This is a genomic window from Bisbaumannia pacifica, assembly GCF_007989625.1.
GTDB lineage: Bacteria > Pseudomonadota > Gammaproteobacteria > Pseudomonadales > Halomonadaceae > Bisbaumannia > Bisbaumannia pacifica.
In genome coordinates this window covers 21,170-43,745 of record NZ_BJUK01000003.1, presented here as the reverse complement: position 1 = coordinate 43,745, position 22,576 = coordinate 21,170, and the positions used below count along the sequence as shown (strand labels likewise).

Below are 22,576 nucleotides of genomic sequence, written 5' to 3'. Positions count from 1 at the left end.
GGCGTGGCACCTGGTGAAACGTTCGAGACAAACTCCTGGATATCGGTCATATCACCGAAGGCTTGAGTACGCCCTTGGTCGTGCCGCCAAAGTCCCACTTTCGTCCCGTTCGCCCCCGGGTATGCTGGCGATAAATCAACAATAACGGGGGGAGCGCATGCTGATGATCGGACTGGCCCTGGGGACCGGGGGCGTGTTGGGCCTGGCGGTCGGGCTGTGGGGGCCCTGGCGTGTCTATCGCGCACGGGGCGAGGCGCTGACGGCCGGGCCGCAACGCGGCATCCTGGCCCCCGGTCGGGACTACTTCTCCCTGCGGCGCATGGCCCAGGGACTGCTGGGGCGGGCCAGCCAGACCGCCATCGCCTCGGCGGAGGTCGCCCACCATGCCGATCGCCTGGATGCCCGCCTGGCCCAGCAGGAGGGCGCCATGCAGGAGGCGGTGTCACGCATGGCATCGATCAGCGCGGCGGTGACACGGGTCGCCGAAGAGGCGGCCGAGGCGGCCTCGCTGGCCGGCCACTCCCGCGAACTGGGCCATCGCGGCCGCGAGGCCCTGACCCAGGTCATCGACGAGATGCAGGCCCTGGCCGGGCGCTCCGAGCAGGCCCTGGCGCTGCTCACCGCCCTGGGCGAAAAGGCCGATGGCATCCGCGAGGTGACCGCCATGATCGATGCCATCGCCGAGCAGACCAACCTGCTGTCGCTGAATGCCTCCATCGAGGCGGCCCGGGCCGGCGAGCAGGGCCGCGGCTTCGCGGTGGTGGCCGGAGAGGTCCGGGCGCTGGCCGGGCGCACCGCCGAGGCGACCCGCCATGTGGAGGCCCTGGTCGGGGATATCGGCGACAGCAGCGAGCAGGTGGTGGATACCCTCGGCCATCTGATGCGTCGGGTCGGCGAGCGGGCGGATCAGGTCGCCCAGGTGGGCGGCCATCTCGGCGAGATGACCGATGACGTGGATCGGGTCGAGGAGTCGGTGCGGCGCATCGCCGGCGCAATGGCCGAGACCCAGGAGCATGCCCGGCAGGTGACCGGGGGCGTCGGCGAGCTGGCCGAGGCGGCTCGCCTGGGCAAGGCCGATATGCATGACCTGGCGGCCCAGGCGCATGCCTTGGTGGCGGCGGCGGAGGGCATCGACGGCGCCCTGGCCCAGCAGCGCCTGGAGGGGCGCCACCAGGTAGTGTATGCCGCGGCGCGGGAGACGGCCCGGCGCATCGGGCGGCTGCTCGAGGCCGGGATCGCCCAGGGCGAGCTTGACGAGGCGAGCCTCTTCGCGCCCCGCTACCAGTGCATCCCCGAGACCGATCCGCCCCTCTATCGCAGTGCCTTCGACGCCTATACCGATCGCCATCTGCCGGAGATCCAGGAGCCCCTGCTCGAGCGCCTCGGCGTGGCCTATGCCATCGCCTGCGACCGGCGCGGCTATGTGCCGACCCACAATCGCGCGGTGAGTCGTGCGCCCACCGGTGACCGCGACCATGACCTCCAGTACTGCCGCAGCAAGCGCATCTTCGATGACCCCACCGGGCGGCGCTGCGGGGCGCATCAAGAGCCCCTGCTGGTGCAGACCTACAAGCGCGACACCGGCGAGGTGATGCACGACCTCTCGGTGCCCATTCACGTCAATGGGCGTCACTGGGGCGGCCTGCGCCTCGGTTATGCCCCGGAGCATCAGGGGAGCCCGCAACGTGAGGTAGGCATGGCCGCGGCCCCGCGGAGGCTGCCCCGGGAGGGTCACGCCGAGGCCGTGCCACCGCTGGTCGCCGATGAGGCGCTGGGGTAGCATCGACTGGCTGGATTCACCTACAAGGAAGCCCCAATGAAGCCCGAAACGCTGGCCCTCCATCACGCCTATGCTCCGGACAACCAGAGGTCCGTGGCGGTACCGATCCACCAGACCACCTCCTTCGCCTTCGATAGCGCCCAGCATGCGGCGGATCTCTTCGATCTCAAGGAAGAAGGCAATATCTACTCGCGGATCATGAACCCCACCTGTGCCGTGCTGGAGCAGCGCATCGCCGCCCTGGAAGGCGGGATCGCCGGCCTGGCCGTGGCCTCGGGGATGGCCGCCATCACCTATACCCTCCAGACCCTGGCCGAGGCGGGAGACAATATCGTCTCCATCAGCGAGCTGTATGGTGGCACCTATAACCTCTTCGCCCATACCTTGCCGCGCCAGGGCATCGAGGTGCGTTTCGTCGACAAGGATGACCTGGCGGGCATCGCCCAGCGCATCGATGGTCACACCAAGGCGCTCTTCTGCGAGAGTATCGGCAACCCCTCCGGCAGCGTGGTCGACATGACGGCCCTGGCCGAGCTGGCCCATGAGCATGGCATCCCGCTGGTCGTCGACAATACCGTGGCCACGCCCTTCCTGTGGCGGCCCATCGAGCACGGCGCCGATATCGTGATTCACTCGGCGACCAAGTACATCGGCGGCCATGGCACCACCGTGGGTGGGGTGATCGTCGATTCCGGCAAGTTCCCCTGGGCCGAGCATGCCGAGCGCTTCCCGCTGCTCAACGAGCCGGACGTCTCCTACCACGGCATCAGCTACACCCGCGACGTGGGCGAGGCGGCCTTTATCGCCCGGGCCCGGGTGGTGCCGCTACGCAACATGGGGGCGGCCCTGTCGGCCCAGGCGGCCTGGAACCTGCTACAGGGGTTGGAGACCCTGGCCCTGCGCATCGAGCGGGTCTGCGCCAATGCCCAGCGGGTCGCCGAGTACCTGGAGGGGCATCAGGCGGTGACCTGGGTGCAGTTCGCCGGCCTGCCCAGCCACAAGGACCATGCCCTGGCCGAGCGCTATATGCAGGGACGCGCCTCGGGCATCCTCAGCTTCGGCATCCGCGGCGGCCGTGAGGCCGGGGTGCGCTTCTATGACGCCCTGGGCCTGATCCTGCGCTTGGTCAATATCGGCGATGCCAAGAGCTGCGCCTCGATTCCCGCCGCCACCACCCACCGCCAGCTCAACGACGAGGAGCTCGCCAGCGCCGGGGTCAGTGCCGATATGGTGCGCTTGTCGATCGGCATCGAACACGTGGATGACCTGATCGCCGACCTGGACCAGGCCCTGGCCGCCAGCCAGGCTTGAGGCGACGGGCTCGCCGGCTTAGCGCGAGCTCCCGTCGAGGGCCGGCGGCCACCCTGATGTCGTCATCCGCGTTGATGCGCCCGGGTTGACGGCATCCCGGGCGGCGGGTGTCATACTCCCTCGATGCCTGGGGACCCGATAATGACGTCGCGTTACCGCCGAACTCTCACACTGCTCGCCTGTGTCGCCGTCCTGTTGGCGGGGTGGGGGGGCGTGGGCGAGGCGCGTGGGGCGGGTGCACCCGCCCCCGAACCGCTCCAGGTGCTCGCCTCCTACCACCGCGGCAACCCCTGGAACGATGAACTGGTGCGGCGGCTCGGCGAGGCGTCCGAACGGCTCGGCGTGCCCCTGGAGGTGGACTACCTGGACGCCCGGCGGCTCGCCGAGGCCCAGGCCTTCCAACTGCAACTGAGCCGCCTCGCCGGGCGCCGGGCGGTCACCCCCGGCGATCGCCTGCTGCTCCTCGACGATGCGGCCCTGCGCTTCTATCTGGGCCATGCCGAGGCCATGGGCGAGCCGCAGCGCGTGCTGGCCCTGGGCATCAACGAGCCGGCGCTGCGGCGGCGCGCCGAGGAGCGGGGCGTCCGCCTGGTGGCGTATCGCCCCGTCGCGGAGGACTCGCTGCGCTTTCTCGTCGAACTCTTCGGTCCCTCCCTGCCGTTGCTGGTGCTGGGCGATGACACCGAGGTGGGCAGCGCACTCACCCGGGATTTCCTGGAGAACCTGGCGGCGGTGGATGGGGCCACAGCGGTGGAGGTGCTCTGGCAGTGGGACCCGGCACGAGTTCGTGCGGCCCTGGCGCGCGCCCCCGCGGGGACTCGTGTCTACCTGGTGGAGGGGCAGACCACCGGTGCCGGGGACCTGAGCCGCGAGGCGCGCAACTGGCTACCGGCGCTGGAGGCGGCCGGGGTGCCGGTCTTCTGCCACCTTCCCTATCAGGTGGACCTGGGCTGCGCCGGCGGTGCCATCCTCGATACCCGTCGCCTGACGCAGTTGGCCGTGGAGAGCCTGGTGGGAAATGCCTTCGAGCGGCTGCCAGGGATGCTCGAAGTGGAGGCGGCTCGCCGCCAGCTGCATGCCAGCTTCTATCCGCGGCTTTCGGTGGCGAACCGTGAGCGGGTGGATGCCTGGCTGGCGGTGGAGGAGACCCTGGGCAGCCTCGATACCCAGCGGCGCTGGACCCTCGTCGGGTGGGCGGCCGTGGGGCTCCTGGGCGTGGGCCTGACGCTGCTGGCGGCCTCCCGCTGGCGGATGCGTCGGCGGCTGCTGGTCGATGCCACCACCGGCCTGCCCAGCCGTCAGGCCCTGGAAAATGCCTTCATCAACGACGCGCCAGAGCAGGATGGCTGGTTGTTCACGCTCTTCTGTCCCGGGCTGCGGGGCTTTCGTCAGCGCCTCGGCAGCGAGGCGGCCCTGGGCGTCTACCGTGAGCAGCTGCGGCTGCTGCGCCGCCTGCTGCCATCGGGCTGGCGGCTGTATGCCGGCAGCGAATTCACCCTGCTCGGCCGCATCCCCGCGGGCCACGCCGCCCGGGCGGAGAGCGACTTCGATGCCCTGCTGGCGCGATTCGAGGCGGCCCGGGAGGAGGGCGGCGGGCCGCGCCTGGCCTGGTACGCCAGCCTGTTGCCGCTGGCCGGCCACCGGGCCGGCCTGGCCCAGTGCTGGGCGGCCCTGGACGACGGGTTGCTGCGCCTGGAGCGCCAGGGCTGGCGTCAGCCGGTGATTCGGGTCTCGCCGATGCCGCGGGGCGTGGCCACCCGTTTCCGGCGGCTGGCCGATGATCTGGAAACCTTGATCGAGGCGCCGGAGTCACAGTGGCGCTTGGTGATCCAACCACGGGTGTGCCCCGCGGATGGGCGCTTGCTGGGGGGCGAGGTGCTGCTGCGCTGGGATCATCCGTCTCTCGGCGAGATCTCGCCGGGGGAGTTCCTGCCGATCGTCGAGGTACTGGGCCTGACGGCCCGACTGGATGCCTGGGTCATGGCGCGGAGCCTGGCGTGGTTCGCCGCTCCCCGGCCCGGCGCGGTTCTGCCGATCCTGGCCATCAATGTCAATCTGGCCAGCCTGGAGGGCCCGGGCTTTATCACTGCCCTGGACGAGCAATTGCGCCGCCATGGACTGGATCCGCGGCGCCTGGAGCTCGAGATCACCGAGCATGCCGACTTCAGTGACCCCGAGCGGGTGGCCCGGACGCTGGCGGCCCTCGAGCGGCTAGGCGTGCGCCTGGCCCTGGACGATTTCGGCACCGGCTGCACCGCCTTCCAGCTGCTGCAGCGCTTACCGCTGAGCACGGTCAAGCTGGATCGCGACCTGTTGTACGCCGCCGGCCGTGAGCCGCGAGCCCGGGAGGCCTATGTCGCCCTGGTGCGCTTCTGCGAGCAGCTGGGCCTGGATACGGTAGCGGAAGGGGTCGAAAACGGCGCGCAGGCCGAGTGGCTCAGCGAGGTGGGCGTCACCGAGGTGCAGGGCTTCTTCTATGCCCGACCGATGGCCCTGGATTCCCTGCTGGCCGGTTATGCCCCATCCTCCAGCATGGCGCCCTAGGCCTCGGCGCGGGCGGCGACAGGGGCGGAGTGACGGTCAGGCCTCGAGGTGGGCCTGGCGGCGATGCGCCTGCCAGGCGACGAAGGTGTTGGAGTGAGTGCGGTCAGGCCTCGAGGTGGGCCTGGCGGCGATGAGCCTGCCAGGCGGCGAAGGAGTAGAGCGCGAGGCCCAGCCAGATCAGCACGAAGGTGCCCAGCTGCACCGTCGACAGGGGCTCGCGGAACACCAGCAGGGCGATGGCGAACTGCACGCTGGGGTTGAGGTACATCAGGAAGCCCAGGGTGGCCAGGCGCAGGCGCCGGGCGGCGCCGGCGAAGGCCAGCAGGGGCAGGGCGGTGATCACCCCGCTGGCGACCAGCAGGGCGCTGACTTCGCCGCCCTCGCCGAAGTGGGACGCGCCGACGGCGCTTAGCCAGGCCAGGGCCAACAGCCCCAGGGGCAGCAGCAACAGGGTCTCGACGAAGAGCCCGGAGAGGCCATCCAGGGGTACCTGCTTGCGCAGCAGCCCATAGGTGCCGAAACTCAGCGCCAGGGTCAGGCTGATCCAGGGCAGCTCGCCGAGCAGCAGCAACTGCAGGGCGATGGCCGCTACCGCCAGGGCTACCGCGGCGCCCTGCAGGCGTGACATCGATTCCCGCAACACCAGCAGGCCCAGGGCCACATTGACCAGCGGCGTCATAAAGTAGCCGAGGCTCGCCTGGAGCACCTGGCGGCTTTCCACCGCGTAGATATAGAGTCCCCAGTTGATGCCGATCAGCACGGCACAGCCCAGCACGCGCCCCAGGCGCCGTGGTTCGGCTAGGGCCGCGCGGATCGGTGCCCAGCGCCCCAACAGGCTGACCAGCCCAACCAGGAAGAAGCACGACCAGAGTACCCGGTGAATCAGGATCTCCCAGGCCGGCACCCCCTCGAAGAGGGCGAAGAAGAGCGGGAAACAGCCCCACATCAGGTAGGCGGCCAGGCCGAAGCCGACTCCACTTCGGGCCTCTCGTGCCTGGCGCTGCTGTTCCATCCGCTGGTCCACTTCCTGGCTCATGGTTATCTCGCTATCAAAAACGTCAATCTACCATAGTCGATGCTGGGCGTCGGCGATTTCAGCGGGTAGCCTAGTCGGCATCACGACCAACCGAGGAGCCAAGCGTGAGCGAGCTGCGTGTGACCCTGGTGCAGTGCGACCTGCGCTGGGAGGATCCGGCGGAGAACTGCCGCCGACTGGAAGAGACGTTGGGTGAGCTGGGCAGCGAGCAGACCGACCTGATCGTGCTGCCGGAGATGTTCGCCACCGGCTTCACCATGAACTCCCGGGAGATGGCCGAGCCCATGGCCGAGAGCCGCACCCTGGCCTGGCTGCAGGCCCAGGCGCGTCGGCGCGGCTGCGTGATCACCGGCAGCGTGGCCATCGTCGAGGGCGGCCAGTACTACAACCGCCTGCTCTGGGTCACCCCCGACGGCGAGGTCACCCACTACGACAAGCGCCATCTCTTCCGCATGGCCGGCGAGCACGAGCGTTATGGCATGGGCGACGAGCGGGTAATCGTCGAGCTCAAGGGCTTTCGGCTGCTGCTCAGCGTCTGCTATGACCTGCGCTTCCCGGTCTGGCTGCGCCAGCAGCCCACCGAGAGCGTGCACTTCGAGTATGACGCCCTGCTCTGCGTGGCCAACTGGCCGGCGCCGCGGCGCCACCCCTGGCGCACCCTGCTCCAGGCCCGGGCCATCGAGAACCTCTGCTACGTGATCGGCGTCAATCGGGTCGGCGAGGACGCCAAGGGGCTGGCCTATGCCGGCGACTCCCTGCTGGTCGACTTCAAGGGCGAGGCGCTGATCGACCGCCCCCGAGACGAGGCCTTTATCGCCACCGGCACCCTCTGCCGGGAGGCCCTGCGCGAGTTCCGCGACAAGTTTCCCGCCTGGCAGGACGCCGACGACTTCACCCTCTCCCTGGAGGCGCCCCGCTGATGCGTCTGGACCGTTTTCTCTGCGAAACCACCGACCTGACCCGCAGCCTGGCCAAGCGTGCCCTCAAGCGCGGCGAGGTCAGCGTCAATGGCGAGGTGGTGCGCGGCGCCGCCACTCAGCTCGACGCGGCGGACAAGGTCAGCTGGCTCGGCCAGCCGCTGGCGCTGGTGGGGCTGCGCTACGTGATGCTCAATAAGCCCGCCGGGGTGGAGTGCAGCGCCCGGCGCGGCCTCTATCCGCTGGTCACGGAGCTGATCGAGCTGCCCAAGGCGGAGCGGCTGCAGGCGGTGGGGCGCCTGGACGTGGACACCACCGGCCTGGTCCTGCTCAGCGACGACGGCCAGTGGCAGCACCGGGTGACCTCGCCGGCCAGGCGCTGCGGCAAGGTCTATCGAGTCAGCCTGGCCGAGCCGCTGGAGGGCGAGGCCCTGGCGGCGGTGGTCGAGCGCTTCGCCGAGGGGCTGCTGCTCGATGGCGAGGAGAAGCCCACCCGGCCCGCCGAGTTGAGGATGCGCGAGCCCCGGGTCGCCGAGCTGACCCTCTACGAGGGCAAGTACCACCAGGTCAAGCGCATGTTCGCCGCCGTGGGCAACCATGTGGAGGCGCTGCATCGCGAGGCGATCGGCGAGCTGAGCCTGGACGGCCTGGCGCCCGGCGAGTGGCGGGAGCTCAGCGACGCCGAGGTGGCGCTCTTCTAGGCGCCACGCTCCGGCGCGCCTAGCCGTAGATCTCGGCCCGGGCGCGTCCCCCCTGCTTGGCGGCATACAGGGCCCGGTCGGCGAGACCGACCAGTGCCCTGGGGTCGGCGGTATGGCTCGGGTAGGCGGCGATCCCGCAGGACACGGTGATCGGCCCCAGCAATTGCCGCTGGTGCCAATAGACCCGCCCGGCCAGGGCGGTCATCAGTTCCTCCAGGCGTGCCCGGGCTCCCTCGGCGTCGGCGTGGGGCAGCAGCACCACGAACTCCTCGCCGCCAAGGCGACACACCAGGTCGGCGTCGCGAAAGTGCTGGTGCAGGCCATTGGCGAGCCCTTGCAGCACCCGGTCGCCGGCCTCGTGGCCGTGGCGGTCGTTGATTGCCTTGAAGTGATCGATATCGATCATCGCCAGGGCCAGGGGCGTGGCGTGGCGAAGGGTCCGGCTCGCCTCTTCCTCGAGGCGTTCCTCGAAATGCCGACGATTCGCCAGGCCGGTCAGGGGATCGGTACGGGAATCGGTCTCCAGTCGCGCCACCAGGGCCTGCAGCTGGCGGGTGCGCTCGGCCACCTCGTTCTCCAGGTGGCGATTGAGGCGAGCCAGGTCGCGTTGGGTGCGGGCATAGTCGAGCAGGGAGATCCCCACGATGGCCAGCACGAAGGCCAGGGCGCCGGCGGCCACCGGAACCCGGGCCCAGGGCAGGACGCCATGGGCCACCGCCATGTCGACCAGCAACAGCACGCCGAACAGGGCGCAACTGGCGAGGATCGCCTGCTGGCGGCGTAGCAGGCGACGCCAGTGGGGCAGGGTCGCTGCCAGCAGGGTCACCAGGCTGACCAGCAGCAGGGCATCGAAGATCGGAAAGGTGATGGCCAGGTCGATCCAGCCCAGCCCGGTGGCGCCCAGGGCCAGGATCAGGTAGCCCAGGTGGGCCTGCCAGAGGCGCCGGATCAGCCGCGGGCGGGTCTCGGCGAGCCAGTGTTCCAGCAGTAGGCCCATGGCGATGGGCAGGGTGAAGTAGCCGGCGGCGGCGAGGGCGTCCCAGAGCAGGGGCGCATTCAGCAGCAGCTGGCTGGCCTGGGACTCGGCGAGGATCATCACGCCGGCGGCCAGGCCGAAGAGGGCGATGGCGGCGAAGCTGCGGCGGTCGCTGCGGATCAGCGCGAAGGCTCCCGCCAGCAGGGCCAGCAGCAGGCAGAGGCCGCTGACGATCAGTTCGCTGGCGGAGTGGCGCAGCAGATAGCCGAGCAGGTCGGCTCGCTCCATCAGCCGCACCTCGCCCCACAGGCCGATATCCGTGTAGTCGGAGTAGACGCGTACCCGCAATTCCCGGCCAAGGGCCTCCCTCGGCAGCGGGATCATATGCCAGGGCCAGCCGACGAAGCGACCGCTGCCGGCCTCGTCGAGGCTGCCATGGCGATAGAGCGGCTCGCCGTCCAGATAGAACTCGGCGAGCAGGTCGATGCTGTAGATGTACAGCACCGGATCCCGCCAGTCGCCCTCGGGCAGGGTGATCCGAAACCAGGCGTGGTGGCGTCCCTGGCGCTCCGGCGGATTGGAAGGAAAAGCGATGGGCTGCCAGGCATCGTCTTCGACCTGGTGCGCCCAGGCCGGGCTGCCATCGGCCAGGCGCGGCGAGTCCCCCCAGCGATACTCCCAGCCCGCATCCAGGTCCCGTGGCGGCGCCGCAACGGCCCAGGCCGGGATCATCAGCAGGCACAGCAGCAGCGCCCACCCCGACCCGTGTCTCCAAGCGTTCATTATGGTGTCCCCGCGTTGCTCCGGGACACTATATCCCAGCGGGTCGGGGCGTACCGCCCCGCCGGGAATCAACGCTCGCCACGGCGGCCCAGCGTTGGGTCGATTTATACCGTTATCTTGTTTGTCGGCGGCTCGGCTCACCCGGCCTCGACGAGTGCCCCCGCGAATCAGGCCGGCGGAGGCTTTGCCCGGCGAGAGGGGGGGCGCCAGGGCCGGCCTCAGGAAGCGAGGCCGGCGGCCTCCACCAGGGCCCGGGTATAGTCGCTCGCCGGGGCGCCGAGCACCGTCTCGCAGTCGCCGGCCTCCACCACCCGACCCTCCTTGAGCACCATCACGCGATGGGCCATGGCGCGGACCACCGCCAGGTCGTGGCTGATAAAGAGGTAGCTGAGTCCGCGCCGCGCCTGGAGGTCACGGAGCAGCTCGACCAACTGCTTCTGCACGGCGCGATCCAGCGCCGAGGTGGGCTCGTCGAGCACCACCAGCTCCGGCTCCAGGATCAGCGCCCGGGCAACGCTGATGCGCTGGCGCTGGCCGCCGGAGAACTCGTGGGGGTAGCGGGCGGCGCAGTCGGCGGGCAGGCCCACCTCGGCCAGCGCGGTAGCGACCCGCTCGGCGACGTCGTCCGCGCCGAGCTCGGGGTGGTGGAAGCGCAGCCCCTCGCTGACGATCTCCGCCACCGGCAGCCGTGGCGAGAGGGAGCCATAGGGGTCTTGGAAGACCACCTGGAAACGCCGCCGCTGGCGGCGCAGGGCGTCGCCGCGCAGGCGATCGAGACGTTCACCGGCGAAGTCGATCTCGCCTGAGCTTGCGGTCAGGCGCAACAGCGCCAGGGCCAGGGTGGTCTTGCCGGAGCCGGATTCGCCGACGATGCCCAGGGTCTCGCCGCGGCCCAGGGTCAGGTCCAGGGGCTTGACCGCCTCGAAGGGCGGCGGGCGGCGGCTAAAGAGGCGCTTGGGGCGCTGAAAGCTGACCGAGAGGTCCCGGGCGCTAAGCAGGGCGGTGCCGGGGTCGAGCGGGGTGCCGGGGCGCCCCTGGGGCTCGGCGGCCAGCAACGCCCGAGTATAGTCGCTGCGCGGTGCGGTGAAGACGCGCTCCACCGGCCCCGACTCCTGCTCCCGGCCGCGATAGAGCACGCAGACCCGGTCGGCGTGGCGACGTACCAGGTTGAGGTCGTGGCTGATCAATAGCATGGCCATGCCATGACGGTCGCGCAGCTCGGCCAGCAGCGCCAGGATCTCGCGTTGGACGGTGACGTCGAGGGCCGTGGTGGGCTCGTCGGCGATCAGCAGCTCCGGCTCGTTGGCGATGGCCATGGCGATCATCACCCGCTGGCGCTGGCCGCCGGAGAGCTGATGGGGCCAGGCATCGATCAGTCGCTCGGGGTCTGGCAGCCTGACCTGGGCGAGCAGCGACAGGACGCGGCTCCGGGCGGCGGCCCCCGAGAGGCCCTGGTGCAGGCGCAGGCTCTCGCCGATCTGGCGACCGATGCGCTGCAGCGGGTTCAGCGAGGTCATCGGTTCCTGGAAGATCACCCCGACGCGGGCGCCACGCACCCCTTGCCATTGGCGGGGAGAGAGACGCGCCAGGTCGGTGTCGCCCAGCAAGCGGCCGCCCTCGACCCGGGCGCTGTCGGGCAGCAGGCCCAGGGCGCCCAGCGCCGAGACCGACTTGCCGGAACCGGACTCGCCGACCAGGGCCAGGGTCTCGCCGCGGCCCACGCCAAGGCTTAGCTGCTCCACCACCGGCTGGCCGTCGAAACGGACGCTCAGGTTGTCGAGGCGAAGGACGGCATCAGGCATGGTCGGCGCTCCGGGGCGTGTGACGGGGGTCGAAGGCGTCGCGCAGTCCCTCGCCGATAAACACCAGCAGCGAGAGCATCAGCGACAGGCTGACGAAGGCGGTGATGCCGAGCCAGGGCGCCTGGAGGTTGTTCTTGCCCTGGGCCACCAGCTCGCCCAGCGACGGCGATCCCGGCGGCAGGCCGAAGCCGAGGAAGTCCAGGGCGGTGAGGGTGGTGATGGCGCCGGTGAACAGGAAAGGCACGAAGGTCAGGGTGGCGACCATGGCGTTGGGCAGCACATGGCGCCACATCACCAGCCGCGAGGGCAGGCCCAGGGCCCTGGCGGCACGCACGTACTCCAGGTTGCGGGCGCGCAGGAACTCGGCGCGCACCACGTCGACGATGCCCAGCCAGGAGAACAGCAGCATGATGCCGAGCAGCCACCAGATATTCGGCTCCACCAGGCTGGCCAGGATGATCAGCAGGAAGAGCATCGGCAGCCCCGACCAGATCTCGGTGAGGCGCTGGCCGAAGAGGTCCACCTTGCCGCCGAAGTAGCCCTGGAGGCCGCCGATCAGCACGCCCAGGGCCAGGGAGCCGGCGGTGAGCACCAGGGCGAAGGCCACCGAGAGGCGAAAGCCGTAGATCACCCGGGCCAGGACGTCGCGGCCCTGGTCGTCGGTGCCCAGCCAGTGGCGGCCGTCCGGTGGCGCCGGGGAGGGGCGGCGCATCTGCATGTCGAGGGTCTGGTAGGCGAAGGGGATCGGCGGCCACAGCGCCCAGCCGTGGGCGTCGATCCGTGCCTGGATAAAGGGGTCGTGGTAGTCGGTGCCGGTGGGCAGGAAGCCGCCGAACTCGGTCTCCGGGTAGTCCACCAGCAGCGGCACATACCACTGGCCGTCGTAGCGCATCACCAGGGGTTTGTCGTTGGCGATCAGCTCGGCGGCCAGGCTGACCAGGAAGAGGCCGGTAAACAGCCACAGCGAGAACCAGGCGCGGCGGTTGCCGCGGAACACCGCCAGGCGGCGGCGGGCGATGGGTGAGAGGTCGAAGCGGGCCATCGGCTCAGGACTCCCTTGTCTCGAAGTCGATGCGCGGGTCTACCCACACATAGGTGAGGTCGGAGATCAGCTTGAGGATCAGGCCGATCAGGGTATAGAGGAAGAGGGTGCCGAAGATCACCGGGTAGTCGCGTTGCATCACCGCCTCGAAGCCGAGCAGGCCGAGCCCCTCCAGGGAGAAGATCACCTCGATCAGCAGCGAGCCGGTGAAGAAGATGCCCACCAGGGCCGCCGGCAGCCCGGCGATGATGATCAGCATGGCGTTGCGGAACACATGGCCGTAGAGCACTCGCCGGTCGCTGGCGCCCTTGGCCCGGGCGGTCAGCACGTACTGCTTGTGGATCTCGTCGAGGAAGCTGTTCTTGGTGAGCATGGTCAGGGTGGCGAAGCTGCCGATGGTCAGGGCGGTGACCGGCAGCGCCAGGTGCCAGAAGTAGTCCTTGACCTTGCCCCAGGCGGAGAGCGTCTCGAAGTCCGGGGAGGTCAGGCCGCGCAGCGGGAAGAGGTCCCAGTAGCTGCCGCCGGCGAACAGCACGATCAGGAGTATCGCGAACAGGAAGCCGGGGATGGCATAGCCGACGATCACCAGTGACGAGCTCCAGATATCGAAGCGCGAGCCGTGGCGCAGCGCCTTGCGGATGCCCAGGGGAATCGAGATCAGATAGACCAGCAGGGTCGACCAGAGGCCGAGGGAGATCGACACCGGCAGGCGCTCGACGATCAGTTCCACCACCGGGCGATCGCGGAAGAAGCTGTCGCCGAAGTCGAGGCGCGCATAGTCGGCGAGCATTCCCAAAAAGCGCTCATGGGCGGGGCGATCGAAGCCGAACTGGGCCTCCAACTGCTCGATGAACTGGGGATCGATGCCCCGGGCGCCCCGCGATTCGTTCTCGACCACCACCTCACCACCGCCCATGTCGAGGCGGGTGCTGGCGCCGGCATCCAGGCCCTCGAAGCGCGCCAGCAGCTGATCGATGGGGCCGCCCGGGGCGGCCTGAACGATCACGAAATTGAGCAGCAGGATGCCCAGCAGGGTGGGAATCATCAGCAGCAGGCGGCGCAGGGTATAGCTGGCCATGGACGCTTCTCCTCGGGCTAGCGGCCGCGCTGGCGGCGGGTGATCTCGGCGGCCCGCTCGGGGTCGACCCACCAGGCAGCGAAGTCGTTGCCGTAGCGGGGGAAGGGCTGGGGATGGCCGAACTTGTCCCACAGCGCCAGGCGCGTCTCGCCGGAGTGGTAGTGGGGAATGATCGCGAAGCTCAGGCGCAGCACCCGGTCCAGGGCCCGGGTATGCGCGATCAATGCCTCGCGGCTGTCGGCGCGGATCAGCCCCTCCACCAGGGCATCCACCGCGGGGTCGGCGAGTCCCATCAGGTTGCGCGCCAGGGGCGTCTCGGCGGCCTCGCTGGTCCAGTAGCTGCGCTGCTCGTTGCCCGGGTTGTTGGACTGGGGGAACTGGCTGGTGACCATGTCGAAGTCGAAGCCGCGCAGCCGGTTGAGGTACTGGTTGACGTCTACGATGCGGATGCGGGTCTCCACCCCCAGGCGCGCCATGTTGCGCAGCATCGGCTGGGCGACCCGCTCCATGCCGGTATCGAAGAGCAGCATCTCCAGGCGCAGCGGCTCGCCGCTCTCGCCATGGACCAGGCGCCGGTCCCGGTAGACGTAGCCCGCCTCCAGCAGTAAGTCATGGGCCCGGCGTAGCCGCTCGCGCAGACCCTCGGGCTCGGCCAGCGGCATGGGCTCGTCGAAGACGCGCGGGTCGAGGTGCTCGCGCCAGGGTTCGAGCAGGGCCAGCTCGGCCTCGGAGGGCAGGCCGCGGGCGGCCAGCTCGGAGTTCTGGAAGGCGCTCTGGGTGCGCGCATAGCTATCGTAGAAGAGGTTGGCGTTGAGCCAGGGGAAATCGAAGGTCAGCGACAGCGCCTCGCGGACCCGCGGGTCCTGGAAGCGTTCCTGGCGCAAGTTGAAGACATAGCCCTGAAGGGTGGCGGGAGTGCCGTCGGGGATGGTCAGGCGGCGCACCGAGCCATCCTGGTAGGCGGGAAAGTCGTAGCCGGTCGCCCAGGTGGCGGCGCGGGCGTCGATGCGCAGGTCCAGCAGTCCCGCCTTGAAGGCCTCCATGGCGATGTCCCGGTCGCGGAAGTAGTCGTAGACCAGGCGCTCGATGTTATGTCGCCCACGGTTGACCGGCAGCCCCTCGCCCCAGTAGTCCGCCACTCGTTCGTAGACGATGCGCCGGCCCGGCTCGACCCGGGCGATGCGATAGGGTCCAGAGCCGGGGTGGGCCTCGAGGCTCGGTGAGGCGAAGTCGCGGCTTGCCCAGTAGTGCCTGGGCAGGATCGGCAGGTCGCCGAGGATCAGCGGCAGCTCCCGGGAGGCGTTGTCGACGAAGGTGAAGCGCACCCGTCGGGGGCCGAGCACCTCGACGCCGGTCACCTCGGCGTAATAGCTGCGGTAGCTGGGGGTACCGTCCTCCATCAGCAGCTCGAAGCTGAAGGCCACGTCCTCGGCGGTGATCGGTTCGCCGTCGTGGAAGCGCGCCTCGGGGCGCAGCCGGTACTCGATCCAACGCCGCTCGGGGTCGAGGATCAGGCGTTCGGCGATCAGGCCATAGACGCTGAAGGGCTCGTCGGGGTTGGCGGTGGTCAGGGTGTCATAGGTCTGGGAGAGGCCCGCCGCCGGGGTGCCGCGGAGGATAAAGGGGTTGGTGGAGTCGAAGCTGTCGCCCACCGCGGCGCGGGTCAGGCTGCCGCCGCGGGGCGCGTCGGGATTCACGTAGGGGAAATGCGTGAAATCTGCCGGCAGGGCCGGCGCCCCGTAGAGCGCCAGGCCATGCACCGGGGCGGGGGCCGGCTCCTGGGCCGCCAGGGCGGAGGCGAGCATCAGGCTCAATAGGGCGAGCAGCCCGGCACGCGGCATGGGTATCCCTAACATGATCACTCCCGGATAAACGACCGGGGCTAGTCTACCCGGAACCGCGGCCCGGGGTCAGGGGGGCAGGCCAATCCGGCCTTCACGCCGAGTTGTGATGAACCCAAAAAAAGCCCCGGCGATATCGCCGGGGCTCGGGTTGGGCATCGGGGGCTAGCTGCGCCCATGGTGCCGGCGGGCTGGCTCGTCGATGGCTAGCTACGGTTGGCGGCGAGCTGCTGGGCCGGCACGCGCAGGGTCTGGCCGACCTGGAGGGTGTCGTCGTCCAGGCCATTGCGCCGGCGCAGCTGGCTGACCGAGGTGGCGAAGCGGCTGGCGATGGCGGAGAGGTTGTCGCCGCGGCGCACCACGTACTGCTGCCAGCCACCGGCAGTGGCCAGGCTCGGGGCGCTCGGTGTCGAACGGGTCAGGCGTGCCACCAGGCGCTCGGCGTTGTCGCTGGGCACCAGCAGTACCGGGGTGTTGGCGGGATTGTGGCTGCCATTGAGGACCCCGGGGTTGAGGGCCGCCAGGGTCTCGTGGCTGACCCCGGCCAGGCGAGCGGCCTCGTTGAGTGCCAGGGGGCGGTCGACCGTCACCCTAGCGAAGGCGGGGGCGTCCTCGATCTCCGGCAGGGCCACGCCGTAACGTTCGGGCTCGTTGATGATGGCGGCGATGGCCAGCAGCTTGGGCACATAGTTCATGGTCTCGCTGGGCAGATTCAGCGCCCAGTAGTCGCTGTCCGCCCCGGCGGCGCGGCGGGCCCGATTGACGGTGCCGGCGCCGGCATTGTAGGCGGCCAGCGAGAGCAGCAGATCGCCCTCGTACCAGCGTTCGGCCTGCTGCTCGATATAGTCCAGGGCCGCGCGGGTCGAGGCCACCACGTCGAGGCGGCCATCGTAGTGACGATTGCGGCGCAGTCCCAGGGAGTCGCCGGTGCGTGGCATGAACTGCCAGAGCCCCCGGGCGCCGCGGTGGCTGCCGGCGGTGGGATCGAATGAGCTCTCCACGAAGGGCAGCAGGGCGATCTCGGCGGGCAGGTCGCGATCCTGCAGGCGATCGAGGATCCAGCTCATCCAGGGGCGTGCCCGCTCGGTGATCTCCTCGATATTGTGGGGGCTGGCGCTGTAGTGGGCGATCCACTCCTGCACCCGGGGGTGGTCGATCTTCTCCTGCCAGGCCAGTTGGCCACGCAGGCGCGACCAGACGTCGCTGGGCTGGGGTTCCAGGGCCAGGGCGTCCCAGAAGTGGCCGCCGTCCAGCGGGGTCGCATCTTGCGTCGTCGCCGACAGTCGCGGGTTACCGCTCTGGGCGCCGGCGGCGGCCAGCGATAGGCCGAGCAGGGTCACCGCCAGGCCAAGGACCAGGCGGCGGTGAGTACGATAGGTCATCTAGGCGTGTCCTCGTGGGCGCGATGGCAGAGGGCGTCCATGGGCATCGTCAGAAGCGATCCTTCCAGGATCGCAGGGTGGTGAAGGTACTCAGGGCATCACCGGCGTGGCCCTGGGCGGCGGCGTGACGCTGAACCTCGGCGTCATGACCGCGCAGAAAGGGGTTGATGCGCCGTTCCTGCTCCAGGGTACTGGGCAGGGTGGGGCGGTCCAGGGCCCGGGCCTGCTCGCACTGCGCCTGGTAGGCCTGCAGGTCGGCGTTGTTCGGGTCGGCGGCCAGGGCGAAGCGCAGATTGGCCAGGGTGTATTCGTGGGCGGCGAACACCAGGGTCTCTCCCGGCAGGGCCGCCAGCCGGGTCAGGGAGTCGAACATCTGCTCGGGGCGGCCCTCGAAGAGCCGGCCGCAACCCGCCGAGAAGAGGGTGTCGCCACAGAACAGCAGGGGCGGCACCCCCGGGGCGAAGAAGGCGATATGATCCAGGGTGTGCCCCGGCACCGCCATGACCTCGAAGCGACGCCCCAGCACGCGGCATTCGTCGCCTTCGCCGAGGCGCTCGTCGATGCCGGAGATGCGCGGGTTGTCCGGGCCGTAGACCCTCGGCGAGTAGCGCGCGATCAGCTCCGCCAGGCCACCGGTATGATCGGCGTGGTGGTGGGTGATCAGGATGGCATCGAGGCTCAGGCCGTCGCGCTCCAGGGCCTCGATGACCGGGGTAGCATCGCCGGGATCGACCACGGCGGCGCGGGAGGTCGAATCTTCCCGCAAAAGCCAGATATAGTTGTCATTGAAGGCAGGAATCGGTGTCACGCTCAACATGGCATCGCCTTCCTCACAGAGGCTAGGGGCGCGCAGGCTCGTCCTGGTCGCGCCGGTCGGGGATCACGGTCTGTTCGACTCGAAACTCGAGAGGCCAGTCCGCTCACCTGTCGATGGCCCATGCTGCTCGATGTCAGGCGCTTAACGTCAGGGATCTGGCCCACAAAATCGCACACTTTGGAGGCTTCGCCGCGCCGTGTCAAATTCGCAAAGGACGATCTCACTGCCGGAACGGGTGCGCGAGGGGCGTCGTTTCTGGGCCTCGAAGGCCGGTAGTGCCCTGTGGCGCGCCGAGCGGGCCTGCCTGGGGCCCGCCTGCGAGGCGCTGCATGGGGCCCATAGCCTGGAGCTGAGCATGGCGCCCTCGCTCACCGATATGTGTCCGGTGCGCCATACCCTGCGCTGGTCGCCGACCCGGGAGCTTGCCGAGGGCCCCTCGACCCTGGTGTGCCAGCCGGACCGCCTGCCGCTGCCCGATGGCTGCCTGCAACTGGTGGTGATCCATCATCTGCTGGAGGTGGTGGCGGACCCTCATCACCTGCTGCAGGAGGCCGCCCGGGTCACCGCCGATGGCGGGCGCCTGATGTTGATCGGCTGGCTGCCCCTGGGCCCGGCGGGACTCTCGCGGCTGTGGACGCGGCGCCGGCGCCAGCCGCCCTGGCGGGGGGCCTGGCGGGGCCCGGGACGGCTCAAGGACTGGCTGACATTTGTCGACTTCGAGACCGAACGGATAGACTATTGCGGCTTTCATCTGCCGGGGACGACGCCACACAATGCGAGCCTGGAGGCCCTGGGGCGGCGCCATAACCTGCCCCTGGGCGATAGCTTCATGATTCGCGCCCGGCGGCGTGCCATGCCGGCCCAGGTGCAGCGCCCGCGCTTCAGCCTGGATGCCGCCCTCGGCGGCCACTCCCTGGGTTCGGCCACCCGGCTGACCCGCCAATCCCGCAGCGACAGGAAGATCGAGGTTGACTGATTCCCCCCAGGCGAGTCCCGCCGTGACCATCTATACCGACGGCGCCTGCCGCGGCAATCCGGGCCCCGGCGGCTGGGGCGCCGTGCTCAAGAGCGGCCCCCATGAGAAGACCCTCAAGGGCTTCGAGGCCGAGACCACCAATAATCGCATGGAGCTGATGGCCGCCATCATGGCCCTGCGCGAGCTCAAGCGCCCCTGTCGCGTCGAGCTGTGGACCGACTCCCAGTACCTGCGCAAGGGGATCACCGAGTGGATCCACGGCTGGCAGAAGCGCGGCTGGAAGACCGCCGCCAAGCAGCCGGTCAAGAACGCCGAGCTATGGCGGGCGCTGCTGGCCGAGAGCGAACGCCACCAGGTGGCGTGGCACTGGGTCAAGGGGCACAGCGGCCACCCCGGCAACGAACGGGCCGATAGCCTGGCCAACGAAGCCATCGACGCGGCCCAGGCCGTCGATCAGGGAGACTAAGCATGCGTCAGATCGTGCTGGATACCGAGACCACCGGCATCGACCCCAAAGAGGGGCATCGGCTGATCGAGATCGGCTGCGTGGAGATGGTCAACCGCCGCTTCACCGGCCGCACCTACCACCAGTTCATCAACCCCGAGCGGGAGATCGAGGCCGAGGCCATCGAGGTCCACGGCATCACCAACCAACGGGTCGCCGATGAACCGCGCTTCGCCGAAGTCGCCGACGAGTTCTGGGAATTTATCCGCGGCGCCGAGTTGGTGATCCATAACGCCGCCTTCGACGTGGGCTTTATCGACCACGAGTTCGGCCTGCTCAATGACCGGCGGGGGGAACCGCGGCTCGGCCCGGTGGCCGAGCACTGCGGCATCCTCGATACCCTGAAGATGGCCAGGGACAAGCACCCGGGGCAGCGCAACAACTTGGATGCCCTGTGCAAGCGCTACGACATCGACAATGGTCGCCGGGTACTCCACGGCGCCCTGCTGGATGCGGAGATCCTCGCCGAGGTCTATCTGGCGATGACCGGTGGCCAGACCGCCCTGACACTGGATGCCAGCGGCGAGGAGGAGGGCGGCGACGCCCAGGCTGGCACCAGCGGCGGCATTCGTCGGCTCTCGTCGGCGCGTCCGCGGCTGGCGGTGGTGGCGCCCAGCGAGGCCGAGCTCGCCGCCCACCGGGCCAAGCTGGAGGCGATCCGCCAGGCCGCCGGCGAGTGCGTCTGGGATCGGCTGGAGGGCGGCGATGTTTCGTCGTGATCGCCCGCAGGGCGCCACGCAAGGCTACCTGATCCGTCTGGCCCAGGGGCGCATCGCCCCGGGGGCCGAGGCGGGGATCCTGCGCTCGTCGGCTCCCTGGCCCGAGGACGCCATTGCGCTCGGCTACTGGGAGGATGTCCCGGTGGCCCTGGCCCTGGAGGCCGAGCCAGGCGAGGCCTGGCTAGACGGGCGCGGTTGGCTGGGGCGGCTCCCCGAGTCGCACTTCGGCCTGCTCTCCACGGCCCTGCAGGTCGGCCACTGGTACCGTAATCACCGCTTCTGCGGGCGCTGCGGCAGCCGGGCAAGCGCGCTCGAACATGAGTTCGCCATGGCTTGTCCGAGTTGCGGGCACCGCAATTATCCGCGCATCTCGCCTTGTATCATCACCCTGGTGACCCATGGCGACGAGCTGTTGCTGGCGCGTAGCCCGCGTTTTCCGCCGGGACGCTATTCGACCCTGGCGGGATTTATCGAACCTGGGGAGGCGGCGGAGGAGGCGGTGCGTCGGGAGATCTTCGAGGAGGTGGGGCTGACGGTGGGACGGGTCAGCTACTTCAAGAGCCAGGCCTGGCCCTTTCCTCATGCGCTGATGCTGGGCTTCTTCGCCGAGGCGGCGAGTCGGCGAATTCGCATCGACGGCGAGGAGATCGTCGATGCGGCCTGGTTCACGCCGCGGCGGCTGCCTCAGCTGCCGCCGCTCTACTCGATTTCCCGCGCCTTGATCGAGACGCATCTCAAGGCGGTGGGAGGGCGCTAGGTCAGCGACTCCGAGGCCGCGTCCGTCGCGAGCGAGGCGCATGCCTCAATAAGATGCGGGGGCGGTCAAGACATGCCGCCCGCAGGCGGCGTGTCTTGGGGCTTTAGCCCCTGGGAAAGAGGCTGGTCAGGCGGGTGGCCAGCATCACATTGCCGGTGGCCTTGAGCTTGCCGGTCATAAAGGCGCTCATGCCGTTGATCTCGCCGCTCATCACGCCCTTGAGGGTATCGGTGGAGAGGCTCAGGGTAACCGAGGGGGCGTCGTGATCGCCCTGCTGGATATCGAGCTCGCCGTCCTTGACCGCCAGGTAGTGGTTGTCGGTATCGGTAAAGTTGAACTGGAAGACTTCGTCCATGCCCTGGGCGGCAGCGGTATCGAAGCGGGAGTGAAGCTTGTCGAAGATCGGGTTGCTCATCGGGGATCCTGTCCGTGTCGGGGAGTCAAGGGAATCCGAGCATATTTAAAACAATCGTTTGAAGCAAGCGGTCTCGGTGCGATCGCCGGACGGAGGCGGATGTCGCCCGTCGTGGTGTCCTGCCGGGATGCTCAGGGAAGGAGGTGTGTGTGAGCGAGTGGTTGAGCGATCTGGGGGGCTTCGCGGTCCAGGTGGCCCTGCTGGCCCTGGTGGTGGTGGTGACCCTGGCGCTGGTGTCGAGACTGCGCGAGAACGGTGCGGAGCGGACCCGGCTGCGCATCGAGGAGCTCAATGGGCGTAGCCGGCGGCGGCGGCGACTCTTGCAGTTGGCGGCCAGTGCCCCCGGCGAGCGCAAGGGACTGCTCAAGCGCTTTCGCCGCGATGACAAGCGGCAGCGCCGCCAGGGCGAGGAGAGCGGCCAGCGCTGCTGGGTGCTGGATTTTCATGGCGACCTCAAGGCCTCGCGGACGGCCCGCTTCGGCGAGGAGATCTCGGCGCTGCTGGAGGTGGCCGAGCCCGACGACGAGGTGGTGATTCGCCTGGAGTCCGCCGGCGGCCTGGTCCATGCCTATGGCCTGGCGGCGGCCCAGCTCGACCGACTGCGCGAGGCGGGGCTCGCCACCCGGGTCTGCGTCGACAAGGTGGCGGCCAGTGGCGGCTACCTGATGGCCTGCTGCGCCCAGCATATCCAGGCTGCGCCCTTCGCGGTGCTGGGCTCCATCGGCGTGGTGGCGCAGGTGCCCAATGTGCATCGCCTGCTCAAGCGCCATGACGTGGACGTGGAGGTGCTGACCGCGGGGCGTTACAAGCGCACCCTGACCGTGCTCGGCGAAAACAGCGAGGAGGGGCGCGAGAAGTTCGTAGAGGACCTGGAGCATACCCATGAGCTGTTCAAGGCCTTCGTCGCCGAGCGCCGCCCGGCCCTGGATATCGAGGCGGTGGCCACCGGCGAGATCTGGTACGGCCGGGATGCCCTGGGGCGGGGGCTGATCGATGCGCTGGGGACCAGCGAGGCCTACCTGCAGCGTCGTCAGGAGACGGCGCGGGTCTACCTGGTTCGTCTGGAGAGCCAGAAACGCCTGGGCGAGCGCCTGGGCATGGCGGTCTCCCGAGGCGTGGAGCGCGGCATCGAACGCACCCTGGAGGCGCTGGATGCCAGCCGCTGGCTCAAGCGCTGAGGGGAAGTCGCCGCCG

At 69.4% G+C, this 22,576-nt stretch carries 19 protein-coding genes; 10 read left to right on the top strand and 9 right to left on the bottom strand.

What is annotated here, in order from left to right; genetic code table 11:
- The first annotated feature begins 157 nt into the window (after positions 1 to 157).
- The 3 genes from HPA02_RS01650 (at position 158) to HPA02_RS01640 (ending at position 5,635) form a co-directional block, all read left to right on the top strand.
- Positions 158 to 1,780, top strand: coding sequence for a methyl-accepting chemotaxis protein (locus tag HPA02_RS01650; RefSeq protein ID WP_146801247.1), 1,623 nt, complete (start codon positions 158 to 160; stop codon positions 1,778 to 1,780).
- Between the two features lie 36 nt (positions 1,781 to 1,816).
- Entirely contained in the window at positions 1,817 to 3,091 is a 1,275-nt protein-coding gene (locus HPA02_RS01645) for an O-acetylhomoserine aminocarboxypropyltransferase/cysteine synthase family protein (protein WP_146801245.1), read from the top strand.
- A gap of 213 nt (positions 3,092 to 3,304) precedes the next feature.
- The gene (locus tag HPA02_RS01640) at positions 3,305 to 5,635 is read left to right on the top strand and encodes an EAL domain-containing protein (RefSeq protein ID WP_146801243.1); all 2,331 of its coding nucleotides are present in this window, start codon (positions 3,305 to 3,307) and stop codon (positions 5,633 to 5,635) included.
- 103 nt (positions 5,636 to 5,738) lie between these two features.
- Here the strand turns inward: HPA02_RS01640 and rarD are convergent, their stop codons facing one another.
- Positions 5,739 to 6,671 (bottom strand): EamA family transporter RarD, encoded by a 933-nt coding sequence (gene rarD, locus HPA02_RS01635; protein WP_244945836.1) that lies wholly within the window; start codon positions 6,669 to 6,671, stop codon positions 5,739 to 5,741.
- Positions 6,672 to 6,775: 104 nt separating this feature from the next.
- Here rarD and HPA02_RS01630 point away from each other — a divergent pair, with 104 nt between their 5' ends.
- Entirely contained in the window at positions 6,776 to 7,591 is an 816-nt protein-coding gene (locus HPA02_RS01630) for an amidohydrolase (protein WP_146801241.1), read from the top strand.
- Complete coding sequence (locus HPA02_RS01625) at positions 7,591 to 8,289, top strand: pseudouridine synthase (protein ID WP_146801239.1); 699 nt, start codon at positions 7,591 to 7,593, stop codon at positions 8,287 to 8,289. Before HPA02_RS01630 ends, HPA02_RS01625 begins: the two co-directional genes overlap by 1 nt.
- A gap of 19 nt (positions 8,290 to 8,308) precedes the next feature.
- Here HPA02_RS01625 and HPA02_RS01620 read toward each other — a convergent pair whose 3' ends face one another.
- The 7 genes from HPA02_RS01620 to gloB form a co-directional block, all read right to left on the bottom strand.
- Positions 8,309 to 10,048 (bottom strand): GGDEF domain-containing protein, encoded by a 1,740-nt coding sequence (locus HPA02_RS01620; RefSeq protein WP_146801236.1) that lies wholly within the window; start codon positions 10,046 to 10,048, stop codon positions 8,309 to 8,311.
- 218 nt (positions 10,049 to 10,266) lie between these two features.
- Positions 10,267 to 11,850 carry an ABC transporter ATP-binding protein gene (locus HPA02_RS01615; protein WP_146801234.1) on the bottom strand — a complete coding sequence of 528 codons (1,584 nt, stop codon included), beginning with the start codon at positions 11,848 to 11,850 and terminating at the stop codon, positions 10,267 to 10,269.
- Positions 11,843 to 12,892 (bottom strand): ABC transporter permease, encoded by a 1,050-nt coding sequence (locus tag HPA02_RS01610; protein WP_146801232.1) that lies wholly within the window; start codon positions 12,890 to 12,892, stop codon positions 11,843 to 11,845. The genes HPA02_RS01615 and HPA02_RS01610 overlap by 8 nt, the downstream gene beginning before the upstream one ends.
- A gap of 4 nt (positions 12,893 to 12,896) precedes the next feature.
- Positions 12,897 to 13,970 carry a microcin C ABC transporter permease YejB gene (locus HPA02_RS01605; protein WP_146801230.1) on the bottom strand — a complete coding sequence of 358 codons (1,074 nt, stop codon included), beginning with the start codon at positions 13,968 to 13,970 and terminating at the stop codon, positions 12,897 to 12,899.
- Between the two features lie 17 nt (positions 13,971 to 13,987).
- Positions 13,988 to 15,826 (bottom strand): extracellular solute-binding protein, encoded by a 1,839-nt coding sequence (locus HPA02_RS01600; RefSeq protein WP_232340898.1) that lies wholly within the window; start codon positions 15,824 to 15,826, stop codon positions 13,988 to 13,990.
- 191 nt (positions 15,827 to 16,017) lie between these two features.
- Positions 16,018 to 17,193 (bottom strand): transglycosylase SLT domain-containing protein, encoded by a 1,176-nt coding sequence (locus HPA02_RS01595; RefSeq protein ID WP_146801228.1) that lies wholly within the window; start codon positions 17,191 to 17,193, stop codon positions 16,018 to 16,020.
- A gap of 49 nt (positions 17,194 to 17,242) precedes the next feature.
- On the bottom strand, positions 17,243 to 18,010 hold the full coding sequence (gene gloB, locus HPA02_RS01590; RefSeq protein WP_146801226.1) for a hydroxyacylglutathione hydrolase: 768 nt from the start codon (positions 18,008 to 18,010) through the stop codon (positions 17,243 to 17,245).
- 196 nt (positions 18,011 to 18,206) lie between these two features.
- Between gloB and HPA02_RS01585 the strand changes: the two genes are divergently transcribed.
- The 4 genes from HPA02_RS01585 to nudC are packed head-to-tail and all read left to right on the top strand — an operon-like array spanning position 18,207 to position 20,967.
- Positions 18,207 to 18,986 (top strand): class I SAM-dependent methyltransferase, encoded by a 780-nt coding sequence (locus HPA02_RS01585; RefSeq protein WP_146801223.1) that lies wholly within the window; start codon positions 18,207 to 18,209, stop codon positions 18,984 to 18,986.
- Positions 18,979 to 19,452 (top strand): ribonuclease HI, encoded by a 474-nt coding sequence (rnhA, locus tag HPA02_RS01580; RefSeq protein WP_146801221.1) that lies wholly within the window; start codon positions 18,979 to 18,981, stop codon positions 19,450 to 19,452. The genes HPA02_RS01585 and rnhA overlap by 8 nt, the downstream gene beginning before the upstream one ends.
- A gap of 2 nt (positions 19,453 to 19,454) precedes the next feature.
- Complete coding sequence (gene dnaQ, locus HPA02_RS01575) at positions 19,455 to 20,210, top strand: DNA polymerase III subunit epsilon (RefSeq protein ID WP_146801219.1); 756 nt, start codon at positions 19,455 to 19,457, stop codon at positions 20,208 to 20,210.
- Positions 20,197 to 20,967, top strand: coding sequence for an NAD(+) diphosphatase (gene nudC / locus HPA02_RS01570; RefSeq protein WP_146801217.1), 771 nt, complete (start codon positions 20,197 to 20,199; stop codon positions 20,965 to 20,967). Before dnaQ ends, nudC begins: the two co-directional genes overlap by 14 nt.
- Before the next feature lie 103 nt (positions 20,968 to 21,070).
- On the opposite strand, the gene HPA02_RS01565 is transcribed toward nudC, so the two are convergent.
- Positions 21,071 to 21,382 (bottom strand): SCP2 sterol-binding domain-containing protein, encoded by a 312-nt coding sequence (locus HPA02_RS01565; RefSeq protein ID WP_146801215.1) that lies wholly within the window; start codon positions 21,380 to 21,382, stop codon positions 21,071 to 21,073.
- Positions 21,383 to 21,531: 149 nt separating this feature from the next.
- Here HPA02_RS01565 and sohB point away from each other — a divergent pair, with 149 nt between their 5' ends.
- Positions 21,532 to 22,560, top strand: a complete 1,029-nt coding sequence (sohB, locus tag HPA02_RS01560; protein ID WP_146801213.1) for a protease SohB — start codon at positions 21,532 to 21,534, stop codon at positions 22,558 to 22,560.
- Positions 22,561 to 22,576: the final 16 nt, after the last annotated feature.

What these genes read in the sequence shown, in the direction of transcription:
- HPA02_RS01650 (WP_146801247.1), top strand. Translation starts at nt 158, where the DNA reads ATGCTGATGATCGGACTGGCCCTGGGGACCGGGGGCGTGTTGGGCCTG.
- gloB (WP_146801226.1), bottom strand. Translation starts at nt 18,010, where the DNA reads ATGTTGAGCGTGACACCGATTCCTGCCTTCAATGACAACTATATCTGG.
- nudC (WP_146801217.1), top strand. Translation starts at nt 20,197, where the DNA reads ATGTTTCGTCGTGATCGCCCGCAGGGCGCCACGCAAGGCTACCTGATC.
- HPA02_RS01605 (WP_146801230.1), bottom strand. Translation starts at nt 13,970, where the DNA reads ATGGCCAGCTATACCCTGCGCCGCCTGCTGCTGATGATTCCCACCCTG.
- HPA02_RS01645 (WP_146801245.1), top strand. Translation starts at nt 1,817, where the DNA reads ATGAAGCCCGAAACGCTGGCCCTCCATCACGCCTATGCTCCGGACAAC.
- dnaQ (WP_146801219.1), top strand. Translation starts at nt 19,455, where the DNA reads ATGCGTCAGATCGTGCTGGATACCGAGACCACCGGCATCGACCCCAAA.
- HPA02_RS01625 (WP_146801239.1), top strand. Translation starts at nt 7,591, where the DNA reads ATGCGTCTGGACCGTTTTCTCTGCGAAACCACCGACCTGACCCGCAGC.
- HPA02_RS01600 (WP_232340898.1), bottom strand. Translation starts at nt 15,826, where the DNA reads ATGTTAGGGATACCCATGCCGCGTGCCGGGCTGCTCGCCCTATTGAGC.
- HPA02_RS01620 (WP_146801236.1), bottom strand. Translation starts at nt 10,048, where the DNA reads ATGAACGCTTGGAGACACGGGTCGGGGTGGGCGCTGCTGCTGTGCCTG.
- HPA02_RS01565 (WP_146801215.1), bottom strand. Translation starts at nt 21,382, where the DNA reads ATGAGCAACCCGATCTTCGACAAGCTTCACTCCCGCTTCGATACCGCT.
- rarD (WP_244945836.1), bottom strand. Translation starts at nt 6,671, where the DNA reads ATGAGCCAGGAAGTGGACCAGCGGATGGAACAGCAGCGCCAGGCACGA.
- HPA02_RS01610 (WP_146801232.1), bottom strand. Translation starts at nt 12,892, where the DNA reads ATGGCCCGCTTCGACCTCTCACCCATCGCCCGCCGCCGCCTGGCGGTG.
- HPA02_RS01595 (WP_146801228.1), bottom strand. Translation starts at nt 17,193, where the DNA reads ATGACCTATCGTACTCACCGCCGCCTGGTCCTTGGCCTGGCGGTGACC.
- HPA02_RS01615 (WP_146801234.1), bottom strand. Translation starts at nt 11,850, where the DNA reads ATGCCTGATGCCGTCCTTCGCCTCGACAACCTGAGCGTCCGTTTCGAC.